Below are 17,570 nucleotides of genomic sequence, written 5' to 3'. Positions count from 1 at the left end.
TATGACTGCAAATATGGATTTTAGTTTAGACTTAAGTAAAAAACAAACCCCAACCGGAAACACCTTAACGTGTAAAGGCTGGGTACAGGAAGCAGCGTTACGCATGCTCCTGAATAATCTTGACCCTGAAGTAGCCGAACGTCCGGAAGACCTGATCGTTTATGGCGGTCGTGGTAAAGCTGCCAGAAATAAAGAAGCCTTAGCACTGATCGTAAAAGCATTACAAAATCTAGAAGATACAGAAACTTTACTCATCCAATCGGGAAAACCGGTGGGTGTATTGCCAACACATAAAGACGCACCAAGAGTATTGATCTCCAACTCTCAACTGGTACCAAAATGGGCCACTCAACAACATTTCGATGAGCTGGAAGATAAGGGACTGATGATGTATGGCCAGATGACCGCTGGATCATGGATCTATATCGGTTCTCAGGGAATTGTACAGGGAACTTATGAAACTTATGCGGCCCTGGCACGTAAACATTTTGACAGCAACCTGAAAGGAACTTTAAATGTAACTGCCGGATTAGGCGGGATGGGTGGTGCACAGCCACTTGCCATTACCATGAACCAGGGAGTTTGTCTGGCAGCTGATGTAGAAGAATGGCGCATTCAGAAACGTCTGGAGACCCGTTACATCGACGAAATTGAGCATGACATCGATACGGCTATTGATAAAGCCTTACAATATAAAAAAGAGGGAAAAGCGATCTCTATTGGAGTGGTATGTAATGCAGTAGAACTGTTGCAACGGTTAATTGACCGCAACATTACTCCGGATACCTTAACCGATCAGACTTCTGCACATGATCCGCTGATCGGCTATTTCCCTGAAGGACTCAGCGTTGCCGAAGCGGCTAAATTGCGTACTGAAAATGCTGAAGAATATGTAAAACAGTCTTATGCCGCCATGGCGAAACATGTGGAGCGGATGCTGGAGCTTCAAAAACGTGGTGCCATCACTTTCGATTACGGAAATAACCTTCGTGGAAGGGCACTGGAGGCAGGAGTTAAAAATGCTTTTGACTTCCCCGGTTTTGTTCCTGCTTATATCCGTCCGTTATTTTGTGAAGGAAAAGGTCCTTTCCGCTGGGCTGCATTAAGTGGAGATCCTCAGGATATCTATGAAACAGATAAACTGATTCTGGAACTCTTCCCTGAAAATGAAAGCCTGAAACAATGGATCACCATGGCACAGGAGCGCATTGCATTCCAGGGTTTACCGGCACGTATTTGCTGGCTTGGACAGGGAGAAAGAGAAAAGGCAGGTTTAGCTTTCAATAAACTCGTAGCTGATGGTAAAGTAAAAGCACCCTTGGTAATTGGCAGAGATCACCTGGATACAGGTTCTGTAGCTTCTCCAAACCGCGAAACTGAAGCGATGCTGGATGGCTCTGATGCGGTTGCCGACTGGCCAATTTTAAATGCCCTGATCAATACTGCAGGTGGTGCCAGCTGGGTTTCCTTACATCACGGTGGTGGCGTTGGAATCGGCTATTCCATCCATGCCGGAATGGTCATTGTGGCCGATGGAACTGAAGATGCAGCAATCAGGATCAAACGTGTATTACATAACGATCCTGCCATGGGTGTGATCAGACATGCCGATGCCGGATATGACATTGCAAAAGATACCTTACGCAAACACAGACTAGGTCTTTAAGCCCTTTTTACATCATTGTTTTTTATTACAAAACGATGATGAAATAATGAACTAAATTGAGCGGTCTGCGAAACTAAGCAGACCGCTTTAACGTTTATTAAAATAAAAAGAAATGGCAACGGCTCAGCAAATTAAGAATGCGTACATCGATTATGTACTCATCAATGATGAAAAACCAAAATCAGTATACAGTTTCGTAAAGAAACTAAAAATTACAGAGGCTGATTTCTATGAATTCTATGCTTCTTTTGAAAGTATTGAAAAGAACATCTGGGTAGAACTGACTCTGGAAACGATCAATGCGATTGAGGAGCAGGAAGTCTGGAGCCAATATTCATCACGCGAGAGAATCCTTGCCTTCTTCTACAGCTATGTGGAAGTTTTAAAGAAACAAAGAAGTTTCATCATCTATACCCTAAAATCTCATGTCAGCAAATTCAGCACCCCGGATGCTTTATCAGGAGTGAAGCCCATCTTTGAGAATTTTGCGGAAGAAATCATTAACGAAGGTCTGGAAAGTGGCGAATTGGCCAACCGTAAATTCTTAAGTAAAAAATATAAAGATGCCGTATGGCTGCAGTTCGGCTTTATTCTGAATTTCTGGATCAATGACAACAGTGCCGGCTTTGAGAAAACTGATGAGGCAATTGAAAAGGGCATCAATGTAACATTTGATCTTTTTGAGCGCTCTCCATTGGACAACCTACTGGAATATGGAAAATTTCTTTCCAGAAATGGCAAATTCAAAGAAAAGATGGGACTATAAGCTCATGAAAGAACAAGAAAGTATTCCGGTAACGAAGGGACAAAGATCTGCAAAATTTGTAAAAACAGGGATTCAGATCGGTGGCAATTACATCAAGCATTATTCAAAAAAACTATTCAACCCCAACCTGAGCAGGGATGAACTGAATGAAGATAATGCGACAGATATTTATAAATCACTCAGTGAACTCAAAGGAAGTGCCTTAAAGATTGCACAGATGTTGAGCATGGATAAGAATATCCTGCCTAAATCTTATGTGGACAAGTTTACCCAATCTCAATACAATGCACCTCCCCTTTCCGGTCCGCTGATTGTCCGCACTTTTAGTAAGAATTTCGGGAAAACACCAGATCAGATCTATGATAAGTTTAACCTTCATTCCAGTAACGCGGCCTCTATCGGGCAGGTACACCAGGCAGAACTGGATGGGAACGCACTGGCTGTTAAAATCCAGTATCCGGGAGTGGGCGACAGCATCTCCTCTGACCTGAAGCTGGTCAAGCCTTTTGCTTTCCGTTTATTGGGAATGAGCGAAAAAGACCTCAATATCTATATCAAAGAGGTAGAAGAAAGATTGCTCGAAGAGACAGACTATGAACTGGAGGTCAGAAGATCCATTGAATTTTCTGAGGCTTGCAAACACCTGAACAATGTGGTCTTTCCAAAGTATTACCCTGCCTTGTCGGGTAAACGGATCATCACGATGGACTGGATTGAAGGTTTACATCTGAAAGAATTCTTAAAGACAAATCCTTCGCAGGAACTCCGTAATAAAATTGGGCAGGCGCTATGGGATTTCTATAATTTTCAGCAGCACGAGCTCAGGGCAGTACATGCAGATCCGCATCCGGGTAATTTTATGATCACTCCCGACGAAAAGCTTGGAGTCATTGATTTTGGATGCATCAAAGAAATGCCGGATGATTTTTACTATCCTTTTTTCTCCCTGATTTCCACAGATGTGATTAAAGATAAAACGAAGACCATTGCTGCTTTCCGCCAGCTGGACATGATCCATAAAGATGATACAGAAAGTCAGGTGGAATTTTACTACAATGCTTACCGGGAAATGATTGAATTGTTTGCCCGCCCTTACACCAGTAAAACATTTGATTTCAGTAAACCTGAATTCTTTGAACAATTGTATACCTATGCGGAAAAAGTAGCTACTATGCCTGAATTTAAGCAGGCCAGAGGCGTTAAACACTTCATCTATGTAAATCGCACCAACTTCGGGTTATACACGATCCTGCAAGAGTTAAAATCGGTTGTCAACACAGATACTTTCCAGCCGCATCTCCAATGAAAATATTACTGACCGGTGCCAATGGTTATATTGGCACCCGATTACTGCCTGTCCTTTTAGAACAGGGACATGAGGTGGTTTGCATGGTCAGGGATAAAAGACGTTTTGCTACAGAATCAGACTTTGGAGATCAGGTAAAAATCATTACCGGAGATCTGCTAAAGCCGGAAACGCTGGAAGAAATCCCAGCAGATATCCAGGCGGCTTATTATCTTGTCCACTCCATGTCTGTCAGCGAAAGTGGATTTTCGGAGCTGGAACTCCAATCTGCACGAAATTTTACAACCGCACTTGGAACAACAAACTGCCAGCAATTGATCTACCTGACCGGAATTGTTAATGATACCGGCTTATCCAAACATTTGAGCTCAAGGCTGGCGGTAGAACAAGAATTAAAAAAATCAGGTATTCCTTATACCATCTTGAGAGCTGCGGTCATCATTGGTTCCGGAAGTGCTTCTTTTGAAGTGATCAGAGACCTCACGGAGAAATTACCCGTCATGGTTGCCCCAAAATGGATTCAAACAAAATGTCAGCCCATTGGAATACGTGATGTGCTCCGCTATTTAAGCGGGGTATTGTCAAATGAAAAAGCATTGGGACAGGTATTTGACATCGGCGGGCCGGACATTCTGAGTTATCAGGAAATGATGATGCAGTATGCAAACGTCCGCCAGTTGAAAAGGATCATTATCCCACTCCCCTTATTAACACCCCGCTTATCCTCTTTATGGCTCAACATGGTGACTTCTGTTCCTTACACATTGGCAAGAAGCCTGATAGACAGCATGAAGAATGAAGTCATTTGTAAAGAACATAAAATTTCAGAGATTGTGCCCGGACCTTGTTTCAGTTATCAGAAAACATTGGAGCTGGCTTTTGAAAAGATAGAACAGAACTCCATTGTTTCCAGCTGGAAGGATGCCTTAAACAGAGGTTATCTGGATACGAGCTTTATGGATCAGGTAAAAGTTCCACAGAACGGCACCCTGGAATATAAGGTCAAAATGCCTTTTGAAAGGAAAACAGAGGAAGTATTTGAAAATATCTGGAGTATAGGAGGAAACAGGGGATGGTATTATGTAAACTGGCTTTGGAACTTAAGAGGTTTTCTGGATAAGCTTTTTGGCGGTGTTGGTACCCGCAGGGGAAGAACAAATAATATGACGTTACAAGCGGGTGATGTGATAGATTTCTGGCGGGTTTTACTGGCAGATAAGCATCACAAGCGTCTATTGCTGTTTGCAGAAATGAAAGTACCGGGAGAGGCCTGGCTGGAATTTAAAATCGTAGAATATCACGGACAGACTTTTCTCTCTCAGGTTGCGACATTCAGACCATCAGGCCTATGGGGCCGTGCTTACTGGTACGCGATGTTTCCATTTCACCTCTTTCTTTTTAAAGGAATGGCCAGACAGATTACGGTTTTCAAAGCACAATAAAAAAGGCACAATCGCCACAATTGCACCTTTTCTCTAACCTAAAACTTATATATAAGACCCTCCAAAGAACAAAAGGTTTCATTTTAACTTATATTTTTTTCAATTGTTTCTTCATTGCATCTATAGCAAGGTCTTTACATAAATCTGTTTATAAAAAATAAATAATATATAAACAAATCAATCTTGTTAAATATATTTGTAGTCATAAAAACATCCTGATTTTGGCAAAAAGCTCTAAAATTTACAAAAACATACTTGTCATTGAAGACAATCATGCCATCCTTGATGTCATCACCCTGATCTTACAGAGTGAGGCTTACAAGGTAACAGGCTTGAATAAAAGTGCAGACATGATGGTGCACATTGAGCAGCTCAGACCCGATCTGGTGATCATGGACATCATGCTTCCTGATGGTGATGGCAGGGAATTGCTCACTCAACTCAGATCTGAAACCAGTACAGCAGATATTCCGGTACTCATGATCTCCGCAAGGTATACGGAAGAGAACATCCAGCATGGTGCTTTTAAGCCTAATGGATTTCTTGCCAAACCTTTTGACATTGATGATCTTCTGGATAGAATTGAGGGGATTCTTGCCGGGAAGGTTTATTAATCTGGAAAGCTGTTCCCCGGAAATTCGTATCTTAACTCAAATTAATAAAACGATATGAATGCCAACGAAGCGCTCATCACCAAATTCTATACTGCTTTTCAGAACAAAGACGTGGCCACCATGCAGGAATGCTATAGCGACCAGGCAACATTCAGCGACGAAGCATTTGTAAATCTCAATGCAAAAGAAGTACGTGCCATGTGGGCCATGCTGATAAAAGGTGGAAAAGATATGCGCGTAGAGTTTAAGGACATCAGTGCCGATGAACTTGGAGGAAAAGCACACTGGGATGCTTATTATACTTTTTCCGCTACAGGCAGAAAAGTGTTAAATCAAATAGATGCCAGTTTCATCATTGAAAATGGCAAAATTGTAAAACATACTGATCATTTCGATTTTTACACCTGGTCAAAACAATCACTTGGTTTGACAGGGCTTTTATTGGGATGGACTTCCTTCCTGAAAAATAAGGTAAGAAAGCAGGCCAGCGCGAAACTGGCTGCTTATATGGCAAAGGAATAACCCTGAGATTAATCCTTTATTTTTTCAATAATGGCTTCCAGGGAAAGTTTATCCTGTTGTCCGCTGTGCATGTCTTTTAAGGTCAACTCCCCGCTCTGCATTTCGTCGCTACCGATCAGAATTACAAAAGGGATGTTCTTGGCATCCGCATAGCTCATCTGTTTCTTCAGCTTCGCCGCACTTGGGTATAATTCGGCTGCAATATTTGCATTCCTCAATTGCTGAACAATTGGCAAGGCATATAATTCGGCTGCTTCATCAAAATTACTGATCAGAACTTTCGTTCCCGCAGCAACTGATTCCGGGAAAAGGTTCAGCTCCAGCAAAACGTCGTAGATGCGGTCTGCACCAAAAGAGATGCCCACACCAGTTAAACCTTTTAAGCCGAACATTCCGGTCAGGTCATCATAACGACCACCACCACCAATACTTCCCATTGCAGCTTCATTGGTTTTTACCTCGAAGATGCAACCGGTATAATAATTTAAACCACGTGCAAGGGTAATGTCCAGCTCTAAATCCGGATTAAGCTCCGGGTTAGATTGCAGTAACCCTTTTATATATCTGAAAACGGTTTCGATTTCCGCAATACCATTCATTCCGGTCGCAGATTCTGCAAGAACGGCACGAAGGCTATTTAATTTCTCGTCATTACTTCCCTGTAATAAAATAACCGGTTTTAATTTCTCCAGGTCTGCTGCTGTAAATCCACGCTCAAGGAGTTCTTTACTTACGCCGTCCAGACCAATTTTATCCAGTTTATCAATCGCAACAGTCATGTCAATGATCAACTCCGGCTTACCAATGATTTCGGCAATTCCCGATAATATCTTACGGTTATTCAGCTTGATGGTAAAGTCTTTCAGGCCAAGGTTACTCAGGGCTTCCTGATAGATCAAAACAAATTCTGCTTCATTCAATAGGCTATCTGACCCTACGACGTCCACATCACACTGATAGAACTCTCTGTAGCGACCTTTCTGTGGTCTGTCAGCTCTCCACACCGGTTGAACCTGGAAGCGCTTAAAAGGCAGGGAAATGTCATTCTGGTGCATCACCACGTAACGGGCAAAAGGCACTGTTAAATCATATCTTAATGCTTTCTCACTAATTGATGAAATCAATTTTTGAGAGTTGGCATTGGCCAGCAGTTCCGGATTCGCTTTAGAGAGGAAATCCCCGCTGTTTAAAATCTTAAAGATCAGTTTATCTCCTTCATCTCCGTATTTACCTGTTAAAGTACTCAGGTTTTCCATCGTTGGGGTTTGTATTTCCGCATATCCGTATTTTTTAAATACCGTTTTGATGGTATCAAAAATATGATTGCGTTTGACCATTTCCTGAGGTGAAAAATCACGGGTTCCTTTAACTAGAGAAGGTTTAATATTCGACATAGCGACAAAAGTACAAAAAGTAACAGGCATAAAAAAAGCTGCCGAAGCAGCTTTTTAGATTATTTAAATATTTTAAACCAATAATCTTACTGGTTCTTCTAACAATGCTTTAAGCGTTTGTAAGAAAGCAGATCCTGTTGCACCATCCACAACGCGGTGATCGCAACTTAAGGTTACCTTCATGACGTTACCAGGAACTACCGCACCATTTTTAACCACAGGAACCTGAGAGATTCCTCCGATTGCAAGGATACAGGCATCTGGTGGGTTAATGATGGCAGTAAACTCATCAATTCCGAACATTCCTAAGTTAGAAATGGTGAATGTTGAACCTTCCCAATCTGCAGGTTGTAATTTTTTCGCTTTAGCACGTTGTGCAAAATCTTTCACTTCCGCAGAGATATGAGACAATGATTTACCGTCTGCAAAACGAACTACAGGAACCAACAAACCATCTTCTACAGCTACAGCTACACCAATGTTTACATGCTCATTGTAACGGATTTTATCGCCCAACCATGAAGAGTTCACATTAGGATGTTGTTTTAAAGCAATCGCCACTGCTTTTAACACCATATCATTGAAAGAGATTTTAACAGGCGCATATTCATTGATTTTAGTACGTGCAGCAATTGCACCATCCATATCAATTGACATCGTTAAATAGAAATGCGGTGCTGTGAATAAGCTTTCAGATAGACGTTTAGCAATCACTTTACGCATCTGAGTAACCGGCTTCTCTGTATATTTTTCTTCGCCGATAAACTGAGGAATACTTACCTGAGCTTGTTTTTCTGCAGGAGCTGCAGAAGTTGTAGCTGCCGGTGCTTGCGCTGCTGCTGGCTTGAAGTTTTCAATGTCTTTTTTGATGATACGTCCGCCATCAGCACTACCTGCTACCTGAGCAAGGTCGATACCTTTGTCTTTCGCAATTCTCTTCGCTAAAGGAGATGCTTTTACGCGATCTGAACTTTCAGTCGAGGCTTCTGCTGTTGCAGATGGAGCACTTTCTGCTACCGGAGCATCTGCTTTTTTATCTGCTGCAGGTTTTACCGGAGCATCGCCTTGTGCAAGGATACCACTGATATCAGTCCCTTCAGGACCAACAATAGCAATAATTCCATTTACTTTAGCTGCTGCACCTTTTTCTACACCAATATGTAATAATGTTCCGTCTGCATATCCCATCACTTCCATAGTTGCCTTATCGGTCTCTACATCAGCAAGGATATCGTCGTTTTTAATTTTATCACCAACTTTTTTATGCCATTCAGCAATTACGCCTTCAGTCATGGTATCACTTAGCAAAGGCATTCTTACTACAGTAACGCCCATTTTTTCTAAATCTGCATCTGTGATTCCTGCCGCAGCAGTTGCTTCTTTTTTATCTTCAGCAGGTTTTTCAGCCGGAGCAGCATCTGCTGCCGGTTTAGCTTCTGCTTTCGGAGCCGCAGCGCCTTCAGCGTCTAAAGCTGCTTTATAATCTTCACCTTCTTTACCTATGACAGCAATAACCGCATCAACAGGAACAGCTTGACCTTCTTCTACACCAATGTACAATACGGTACCATCCCAGTATGACTCCAAATCCATGGTTGCCTTATCGGTTTCCACTTCGGCCATTACATCGCCACTTTTAACTTTATCGCCAACTTTTTTATGCCACTTCGCCATTACACCTTCAGTCATGGTGTCGCTCATTTTGGGCATTCTAACTATTTCAGCCATTCTATATTATTAAATGAAATGCGTTCTAAATTAATCTAATACGTAAGGATAATCCTGTTGTACATAAACATCCTTGTATAATTCTGATTCTTCCGGCCAAGGTGACTCTTCCGCAAATTTAACAGCATCATCGACAATTTGTTTCACTTTAGCTTCAATCTCTTCAATCCATGCCTGATCAGCATATTTTTCCTGAAGGATCGTTTCTCTAACCGCTTCAATAGGATCTTTGGTTTTGTAAGATTCCAATTCGTCTTTAGAACGATATTTTGCAGGATCAGACATCGAGTGACCGCGGTAACGGTAAGTTCTGATCTCTAAGAAGGTAGGTCCGTCGCCGTTTCTTGCACGTTGAGCAGCTTCATCCATTGCAGTATGAACTGCAACAGGATCCATTCCGTCTACCGGTGCACATGGCATATCAAAACCTAAACCTATTTTATATATATCAGTCATGTTTGTGGTACGCTCTACCGAGGTTCCCATTGCATAACCGTTGTTTTCACAAACAAAGATGACAGGTAATTTCCATAACATCGCCATGTTAAAGGCTTCGTTTAAAGCACCCTGACGAACAGCTCCGTCACCCATGTAACAAACGTTTACATTTTTAGTGCCTTTATATTTCTCAGCGAAAGCGATACCTGCTCCTAATGGGATTTGTCCACCAACGATACCGTGTCCGCCGTAAAAGTTATGTTCTTTGCTAAACATGTGCATAGAACCACCTTTTCCTTTAGAACATCCGGTAGCTTTACCGTACATCTCTGCCATAATGCTGTTTGCACTCACACCTTTTGCTAAAGCATGTGCATGATCGCGGTAGGCAGTGATCATAGAATCCTCTGGTTGTAGTGCCGAAATAGCTCCTGCTACCACAGCTTCCTGACCTATGTATAGGTGACAAAAACCACGGATTTTCTGTTGTCCGTACAATTGACCTGTTTTTTCTTCGAACTTGCGCATCAGCAACATCGACTCAAACCACTTCAGATAGGTATCTTTATTAATTTCTACTGCACTCATTTTTGGGTATTGGTTTTTATTTACAAGAGCAAATCTACTTTTTTATTGCAACATATAGAAGAAATACATGTAAAATGAACACTAAGGTTACATAAAATGTGGATAACTTTTAGATTTAAACATTTTACATTTGGATAACATTTGTAAAATACATAGTTTTGGCACCGGACAATAAGCCCCAGTGGTGTACGTTTAAGTGTAAGTGTCTATTACCCAAACTTAATAGTATGATAAAAAAATTTTTGTTTTCTACCCTCATTGTCTCGTGCAGCCTCTCAGCCGTTCACGCACAGACAAAAACAAAAGAAACCAATAAATTAGAAGACCCTGATAATTTAGCTTCCCAATATTTTTCTCAGGTAATGGGCGTTGCGGTAGATGCAACCTCTAACATCAAACTCTACAAATTCATTTATGAATGGATTGGAACTCCTTACCGTTTCGGAGGAAATACCAAGAGAGGCATTGATTGTTCCGCTTTCACAAAAGCCATTTACGATAAAGTTTTCAACACCACTATACTCCGTAATTCCCGTGACATTTTTAGCATGGTCGATCCATTGCCAAAAGATGAACTGAAAGAAGGAGATCTGGTTTTTTTCAAGATCAAAAGCCGCAGCATTACGCATATTGGCATTTATCTCGGAGATAACCGCTTCGCTCATGCATCCTCCAGTCGCGGAGTGGTGATCAGCAACTTAAACGAACCTTATTATTCCAGGTATTTTTACAAAGGTGGCAGAATTTTAGATCCTGTAAAAAATGACCTGATTGAGGAATAACCTCAGCATACAAAAAATATATAGAGTCCTCCTAAATCTCTGGGAGGACTTTTTTTATGACAAAGTACTACCTCTGAATAAATGAAATTCTCAAACACCATTGCCCTGACCCTCTCATCGGTCGTATTTATGTTTAGCTGCCAGGGAAATAGCGCACATATTCCTCAGCAGATTAAAAAAGACAGTACCCAGCTCAGCATAAAAAGAGATACACTTTCCATTACAGACACCATTTCTATTACTGCTGTTGGCGATATGATGCTGGGATCAGCCTTCCCTGACAAAGCGAACCTGCCTTCAGACGACGCCATCAACAGTTTCAAAGAAGTGGATTCTTTTCTAAAAGGAGACATCATTTTTGGGAATCTGGAAGGTTGTTTGCTGGACAATGGGAAGTCTACCAAGTGCAGCGATCCCAATAGCAACAGCTGTTTTGCCTTCAGGATGCCGGAGCGATATGCAGGCATTTTCAAAAAAGCAGGTTTTAACCTATTCAGCATAGCCAACAACCATGTGGGCGATTTTGGCAAAAAAGGCAGGACAAGAACTACAGAAATTCTGGATTCCCTTCAGATTAATTACGCAGGCCTTCAATCCCATCCCTTTAAAATTTTTGAAAAAGACAGTGTAAAATATGCATTCTGTGCTTTTGCACCTAATGAGAATACGGTTTCTATCAATAAGCTCGATAGTGCAAAAGCATTGGTAGCCAGGTTAAAGAAACAGGTAGATATCGTTATTGTCTCTTTTCATGGTGGTGGCGAAGGTGCCAGATTTGAACATGTTCCCCGGAAAAATGAGATCTTTTATAAGGAAAACAGAGGAAATGTGTATCAGTTTGCCCATGGTGTGATTGATGCAGGAGCAGATATTGTGATCGGACATGGCCCTCACGTAACCAGAGCAGTTGAAGTGTATAAAAATAAATTTATCGCCTATAGCCTGGGTAACTTCTGCACGTATGGGATGTTTAGCTTAAAGGGGCCCAACGGAATTGCTCCGCTGATGCAGATTAAGCTCAATGGCAAAGGAGATTTTCTGTATGCTGATGTGACTTCGGTAAAACAGGATAAAGTAAACCGCCTGACTTTAGATGAAAACCATGGCGCTTTTAACAAAATAAAATTCCTTACAGATACAGATTTTCCAGGTCATCAGCTTGATTTCACCGATAACGGACATATCCAGTTGAAAAACAACTAAGACTCATCTTTGGTATTTTTTAGCAGGCCAATTCCTGAAGTACAGAAAAAACCCATGTTCTGATCTGTTGTCCATAATAAAGAATTCCCGCCCTGGCTGGAAGGCAGAAATTCTTCGTATCTTGAAGACATTATGTTAATCAAAAAAAGAGATACCTATGGACTATACATCTTACATTTTCGTATTCATTGCACTGGTTATTCTGATCAGTTCTTTTGTTACGGTAAAACAGGGCACCATCGCTGTAATCACCATCTTTGGCAAGTACCGCCGCCTGCTAAGACCAGGGCTTAGCCTAAAAATTCCCCTAGTTGAAAATATTCATTCCAGAATTTCGATTCAGAACCGCTCTGTTGAGCTTTCTTTCCAGGCGGTAACACAGGATCAGGCAAACGTTTATTTCAAGGCCATGCTTCTTTATTCGGTGCTTAACCATGATGAAGAAACCATCAAAAACGTAGCCTTTAAGTTTGTGGATTCAACCAACCTGATGCAGGCCCTGATCCGTACGATTGAAGGATCTATCCGTGCATATGTAGCCACTCAGCGCCAGGCAAATGTTTTGGCTCAGCGGAATGAAATCGTAGACCATGTTAAGCATCAGATTGATCAGGTATTGGAAAGCTGGGGTTACCATCTTCAGGATTTGCAACTAAACGACATCACCTTTGATGAGGAAATTATGCGTTCGATGAGCAGAGTCGTTGCTTCAAATAATTTAAAGGCAGCAGCGGAGAATGAAGGACAGGCTTTATTAATTACCAAGACAAAAGGAGCAGAAGCTGATGGTAATGCCATTAAAATTGCTGCTGCTGCAGAAAGAGAAGCCGCACAATTAAGAGGTCAGGGAATTGCTTTATTCCGCGCAGAAGTTGCGCATGGTATGACCAAGGCAGCACAGGAAATGGAAGAAGCGAACCTGGATATTTCGGTTATCCTCTTTACCATGTGGACAGAATCAATTAAACACTTTGCGGAGAATAGTGATGGCAATGTGGTGTTTCTTGATGGTTCTACAGAAGGGATGAACAAGACCATGAAAGAAATGATGGCCATGCAAATCCAAAAGAACCGGGATGATAAGACCACGAAATAATCAGACATCGGGTTATAAAAAAAAGAGGGCATCGTGTAGATGCCCTCTTTTTTTTATAAGTATATTCCTCTTCAGGACTTATTTTCTTTAGTTAAATCCTGCTTTTACTTTTACCAGCTCAGCTTTATTCGGATTGGTAAATCTCATCAAATCAGCCATGATCTGTAAGCTTTCATCTTCTATGAAATCGAACGTTTCTTCTTTCTTGATCTTGTCTCCTTTTTTAACCGGAGCCAAACCTTTAGCAACCCTTAGCTGATTAATTCTGGCAAGAGATTTTGCCTCCAGACTATCGCGTTCTGCTTTCAGCTTGGTTTCATTTAAAGTTACGGATACTTCTCCTTCACGTTTTTTAACATCAGCAATATCCTGCTCCAATGTTTTATAATCCAGGGAATTTGCCATCCTTGCCTCATGAAGTTTCAGTAATTCCGGTTTCAATGGATTAAGGTCCGCAACAGGTTTAAAGTCAGACTTCTGTACCTCATCCCAAGGCAGGGCCGAAGGCTCTGTATCTTCACCTATTTTGTTCATAGGATAAAGGGACGGGAATTGAATATCAGGCATTACTCCTTTATGCTGTGTGCTACTTCCATTTACACGGTAAAATTTAGCCATGGTTAAGTTGATCTGGCCCAATTGAACAGGAGCACCACCTTTACCCTCAACGGTCTTGATGGTTGTCTTTGCATCCTTGCTTACTAAAGCAGCGATTCTTTGCAAAATAGAAGGATTTACCAGTCTGTTCAAGTCTATTGAGGACTGTACAGTGCCTTTACCATAGGTTTGTGTTCCCATTACAATCCCTCTTCCATAATCCTGAATTGCACCTGCAAAGATCTCAGAAGCAGAAGCACTCAACCGATCCACCATCACTCCGAAAGGACCACTCCAGGCCACCCCTGCATTGGTATCCTCACTTACTTCGATGTTATTTTTAATGTCTTTTACCTGTACTACGGGGCCTTTGTCAATAAACAATCCGGTCAGGTCGATCGCTTCTACGAGTGAACCACCACCATTTGCACGCAAATCCATTACAATAGCGTCGACCTTATCTTTATTTTTCAAAGTATCGATCAGCAACCTCACATCACGAGTCGTACTTTTATAATTCGGGTCACCTGCATTTGCAGCTTTAAAGTCTGCATAAAAAGCAGGAACTCTGATGATTCCAATCTTATACGGTTGTCCGTTCGACTGAATTGTTTTTACCGTTTTCTTGGCCGATTGATCTTCCATCACAATCCGCTCCCTGGTCAGTTCAATAATGACAGGTTTTGAAGACAACTCACGTCCTACCGGAATAATTTTCAACCTTACTTTGGTTCCTTTAGGTCCTTTGATTTTAGAAACTGAATTGTCTATTCTCCATCCTATAATGTCTTCAAACTCACCGGCACCTTGCGCTACTCCAACAATCCTGTCGCCAGAACTGAGAAGTTTACTTTTGAATGCGGGGCCACCCGGAATGATTTCATCGATTTTAAGGATATCATTTTCCAGTTTCAGTCTTGCTCCAATCCCCTCAAATGAACGCGCCATGTCTTCATTAAACTGTTGCGCATTTACCGGGTTAAAATAGTTCGTATGAGGATCAATTGTTTCTGTGAAAGCATCCATAATGGTTTGGAACACATCCTGGTTATTCACCTTTGAAGCTTGTGATTTTAGATTCTCATATCTTTTAGTCAGGGTTTCCACATTTTTTGCCGGGGTAGTTCCTGCTATTTTCAGGTTAACAAGGTCATATTTCACCTTCTTTTTCCAGACCTCATTAAGTTCAGGAACAGAGGTGATCCATGGCATTTTCTCCCTGTCAAATACATAAGTATCATCCTGATTAAAATCGTACTTGCCTTTTACCTGTGAAAGTGTATAGGCAAGCCATTCATTATATCGTTTTAGGTATACATTGAAGATATAGAAGGGAGCACTTAAATCCCCATTTCTAAAATCATCATCCAATGAGTTCCTAAACTGCTCAAAATCTTTAATATCAGAGGCCAGGAAATAGTATTTATAAGGATCCAGATCCTTTATATACTTATCCAGGATCAATGACGAAATAGAGTCATTGAGCTTTATTTTTTTATAATTGTAATTTTCAATCAGTCCAACAACCTCTTTAACTACCAGAGATTGTCTTTCGTCCGGCACAATATTGCTGATCCCCTTCACTAATTGTTGTGGCTTAGGGGCGGCAGCCTGGCACGCAAGTACAGCCCCAGTAAAGGCCACTAGTAACGTTCTTTTTAACATCTCTTTGAATAATTTAAAATCCATTTTGTAATGCACAACTAATATGATACCAATATCATTAATAAACAGAAAAGAGACAGTAATATTACCGTCTCTTTTCTGTAAACTTATCAAAAGTAATTAAAAATTCTATACAAAAAACAAGAGGCACAGGATAATTTCACATTGCTAATCAGGACTTCTTAGCTCCTATCTTAGAAGGAATTAGCGCTCTTACTTCTTTAATCTTATTTTTGAACTGATTGTTATTTGAAGACTTGGCCAATAATTCGGCTCTGTTGATATCCCTTAAGGCAAGGGTATATTCTTTCTTCCTGATTTTTACCTGCGCAATACCAAGCACAGATTCAATATAGGAATTATTGTTATTTACCTGTTTCGCAAGAATCCCTTGCTGGGTATAAAACCATAAGGATTGGGTCAGTTTATTGGCAGCGAAATAAATCCTTCCCAATTGGTAATAAGACTCCATTTGTCCGGTTTTACTTCCTATTCTGGAATAATTCTTTAAGGCAACATTAAGAATTACCTGCTCCGCTTCTCCGTAATGGTTCATCAAAAAATGAACATTTCCCAATCTTAAGAGGGCTTCTCCATAACGAACAAAAAGTTTAGAGCTGTTGTATTCGAAGGCTGCTTTACCGAATAAAGTAAGGGCATCATTCAAATCGCCTCTTTTTTCGTTCTTTACGGCCTCAGCGAAATAGGTATTTCCATCTGCTTCTTCCAGACTGGAAGTCACAATATTTATGGCTCCGCTGGTCACCGGAGGCTCTTGTGGTAGAAAAGTATTGGTTTGTGTCATTGCCCTCCCTGAAAATAACAGGCAAATGATTACTAAACAAATTTTGTTCATCCGATAAAGATATAACAAATTTAGTTAAACACCTGTAAACTACCGTCAAAAGCAGCCCAGACCATATAAGGATGAGAGTCAGTATGATAAACCTCTCCTTTAGAAGAGATTCCAATTACCCCTGCAAAACCATCAAAAGATTTCAATTCTGCAAATGATTTATCACTGGCATCTTTTAAGCTGAAACCATCAGTAACACGGGTTACAATCTTCGCAGCGAGCGCTGTGCTCACAATGTCTTCACCAACACCGGTACAGGAAATACCAGCATATTCATTTGCAAAATTCCCCGCAACAGTAGCCGAATCACTTACACGACATGGGATTTCAAATCCTTTACCTCCTGTGGAAGTTGCCGCAGCAAGGTCTCCATTGGCATCCAAAGCGACACAGCCAACAGTACCAATCCGGCTGGACTGAGCCATTTTCTGCTCATATTCCTGTTGTCTTTGTGGAATAATGGGATCAAAAAAGCCGAAGCCCTGGTCACGTGCAAAATTTAAAGCACCTTCCCCACTCAGAACCCTATCGTCGTAATCCAATAGCTTTTCTGATACCTGAATCGGGTTCTTTACATTTTCAATATTGATCACGCCACTAAATTTCTGGCTTTTACCATCCATCAGTGAAGCACTTAACCGTACCTTTCCATCACTTTGAATCTGAGATCCAAGTCCGGCATTAAAAAGGTCGTTGTCTTCCAGCAGGCTAACTGCATAAATGACAGTCTCCAATGCAGTATGCGTTTGCAAATAATGATGAGATTCACTTACAATTGCCGACAAGGCATCTTGTTTTGCTTTTTTAGTCTCCTGATTGGTGCCAGACTCACTAAAAAAACCACCATGTATGATTATTTTCATTGAAATATAATTGTTTTTTTTCGTGCTCTTAATTGATTTTCAAT

General features: G+C 41.1%; 16 protein-coding genes. 9 read left to right on the top strand and 7 right to left on the bottom strand.

What is annotated here, in order from left to right:
* Position 1 precedes the first annotated feature (1 nt).
* From hutU to BUC20_RS14945, 6 genes are all read left to right on the top strand, one after another.
* Positions 2 to 1,666, top strand: a complete 1,665-nt coding sequence (hutU, locus tag BUC20_RS14970; RefSeq protein WP_084528934.1) for a urocanate hydratase — start codon at positions 2 to 4, stop codon at positions 1,664 to 1,666.
* 112 nt (positions 1,667 to 1,778) lie between these two features.
* The gene (locus BUC20_RS14965) at positions 1,779 to 2,432 is read left to right on the top strand and encodes a TetR family transcriptional regulator C-terminal domain-containing protein (RefSeq protein ID WP_073231916.1); all 654 of its coding nucleotides are present in this window, start codon (positions 1,779 to 1,781) and stop codon (positions 2,430 to 2,432) included.
* The gene (locus BUC20_RS14960) at positions 2,380 to 3,738 is read left to right on the top strand and encodes an ABC1 kinase family protein (protein WP_234994522.1); all 1,359 of its coding nucleotides are present in this window, start codon (positions 2,380 to 2,382) and stop codon (positions 3,736 to 3,738) included. The genes BUC20_RS14965 and BUC20_RS14960 overlap by 53 nt, the downstream gene beginning before the upstream one ends.
* A complete protein-coding gene (locus tag BUC20_RS14955) occupies positions 3,735 to 5,180 on the top strand; it encodes an SDR family oxidoreductase (protein ID WP_073231915.1) in 1,446 nt (481 codons plus the stop codon). Before BUC20_RS14960 ends, BUC20_RS14955 begins: the two co-directional genes overlap by 4 nt.
* Positions 5,181 to 5,401: 221 nt before the next feature.
* On the top strand, positions 5,402 to 5,794 hold the full coding sequence (locus BUC20_RS14950) for a response regulator transcription factor (protein ID WP_073231914.1): 393 nt from the start codon (positions 5,402 to 5,404) through the stop codon (positions 5,792 to 5,794).
* 54 nt (positions 5,795 to 5,848) lie between these two features.
* Positions 5,849 to 6,316 carry a nuclear transport factor 2 family protein gene (locus BUC20_RS14945; RefSeq protein ID WP_073231913.1) on the top strand — a complete coding sequence of 156 codons (468 nt, stop codon included), beginning with the start codon at positions 5,849 to 5,851 and terminating at the stop codon, positions 6,314 to 6,316.
* Positions 6,317 to 6,324: 8 nt separating this feature from the next.
* Here the strand turns inward: BUC20_RS14945 and hisS are convergent, their stop codons facing one another.
* The 3 genes from hisS to pdhA form a co-directional block, all read right to left on the bottom strand.
* A complete protein-coding gene (hisS, locus tag BUC20_RS14940) occupies positions 6,325 to 7,710 on the bottom strand; it encodes a histidine--tRNA ligase (protein ID WP_073231912.1) in 1,386 nt (461 codons plus the stop codon).
* A 72-nt stretch (positions 7,711 to 7,782) separates the two neighbouring features.
* Positions 7,783 to 9,438, bottom strand: a complete 1,656-nt coding sequence (locus tag BUC20_RS14935) for a 2-oxo acid dehydrogenase subunit E2 (RefSeq protein ID WP_073231911.1) — start codon at positions 9,436 to 9,438, stop codon at positions 7,783 to 7,785.
* A gap of 30 nt (positions 9,439 to 9,468) precedes the next feature.
* Positions 9,469 to 10,464 carry a pyruvate dehydrogenase (acetyl-transferring) E1 component subunit alpha gene (gene pdhA, locus BUC20_RS14930; RefSeq protein ID WP_073231910.1) on the bottom strand — a complete coding sequence of 332 codons (996 nt, stop codon included), beginning with the start codon at positions 10,462 to 10,464 and terminating at the stop codon, positions 9,469 to 9,471.
* A gap of 227 nt (positions 10,465 to 10,691) precedes the next feature.
* Here pdhA and BUC20_RS14925 point away from each other — a divergent pair, with 227 nt between their 5' ends.
* Both BUC20_RS14925 and BUC20_RS14920 read left to right on the top strand, forming a co-directional pair.
* A complete protein-coding gene (locus BUC20_RS14925; protein WP_073231909.1) occupies positions 10,692 to 11,246 on the top strand; it encodes a C40 family peptidase in 555 nt (184 codons plus the stop codon).
* An 81-nt stretch (positions 11,247 to 11,327) separates the two neighbouring features.
* Entirely contained in the window at positions 11,328 to 12,449 is a 1,122-nt protein-coding gene (locus tag BUC20_RS14920) for a CapA family protein (RefSeq protein ID WP_084528932.1), read from the top strand.
* Here BUC20_RS14920 and BUC20_RS34290 read toward each other — a convergent pair.
* Positions 12,446 to 12,580 carry a hypothetical protein gene (locus BUC20_RS34290; RefSeq protein ID WP_262497418.1) on the bottom strand — a complete coding sequence of 45 codons (135 nt, stop codon included), beginning with the start codon at positions 12,578 to 12,580 and terminating at the stop codon, positions 12,446 to 12,448. The genes BUC20_RS14920 and BUC20_RS34290 overlap by 4 nt on opposite strands.
* A 26-nt stretch (positions 12,581 to 12,606) precedes the next feature.
* Here BUC20_RS34290 and BUC20_RS14915 point away from each other — a divergent pair, with 26 nt between their 5' ends.
* Positions 12,607 to 13,545 (top strand): SPFH domain-containing protein, encoded by a 939-nt coding sequence (locus BUC20_RS14915; RefSeq protein WP_073231908.1) that lies wholly within the window; start codon positions 12,607 to 12,609, stop codon positions 13,543 to 13,545.
* Between the two features lie 87 nt (positions 13,546 to 13,632).
* Here BUC20_RS14915 and BUC20_RS14910 read toward each other — a convergent pair whose 3' ends face one another.
* The 3 genes from BUC20_RS14910 to BUC20_RS14900 all read right to left on the bottom strand — a co-directional run bounded on the left by BUC20_RS14910 (position 13,633) and on the right by BUC20_RS14900 (position 17,526).
* The gene (locus BUC20_RS14910; RefSeq protein ID WP_317042788.1) at positions 13,633 to 15,807 is read right to left on the bottom strand and encodes a carboxy terminal-processing peptidase; all 2,175 of its coding nucleotides are present in this window, start codon (positions 15,805 to 15,807) and stop codon (positions 13,633 to 13,635) included.
* A 172-nt stretch (positions 15,808 to 15,979) separates the two neighbouring features.
* Complete coding sequence (locus tag BUC20_RS14905; RefSeq protein WP_073231907.1) at positions 15,980 to 16,663, bottom strand: tetratricopeptide repeat protein; 684 nt, start codon at positions 16,661 to 16,663, stop codon at positions 15,980 to 15,982.
* A 20-nt stretch (positions 16,664 to 16,683) separates the two neighbouring features.
* The gene (locus tag BUC20_RS14900) at positions 16,684 to 17,526 is read right to left on the bottom strand and encodes an isoaspartyl peptidase/L-asparaginase (protein WP_073231906.1); all 843 of its coding nucleotides are present in this window, start codon (positions 17,524 to 17,526) and stop codon (positions 16,684 to 16,686) included.
* Positions 17,527 to 17,570 lie beyond the last annotated feature (44 nt).

This window comes from Pedobacter caeni, assembly GCF_900129215.1.
In the GTDB taxonomy this organism is placed as follows: Bacteria; Bacteroidota; Bacteroidia; order Sphingobacteriales; family Sphingobacteriaceae; genus Pedobacter; species Pedobacter caeni.
This window is presented reverse-complemented; position numbering and strand designations above follow the sequence as displayed.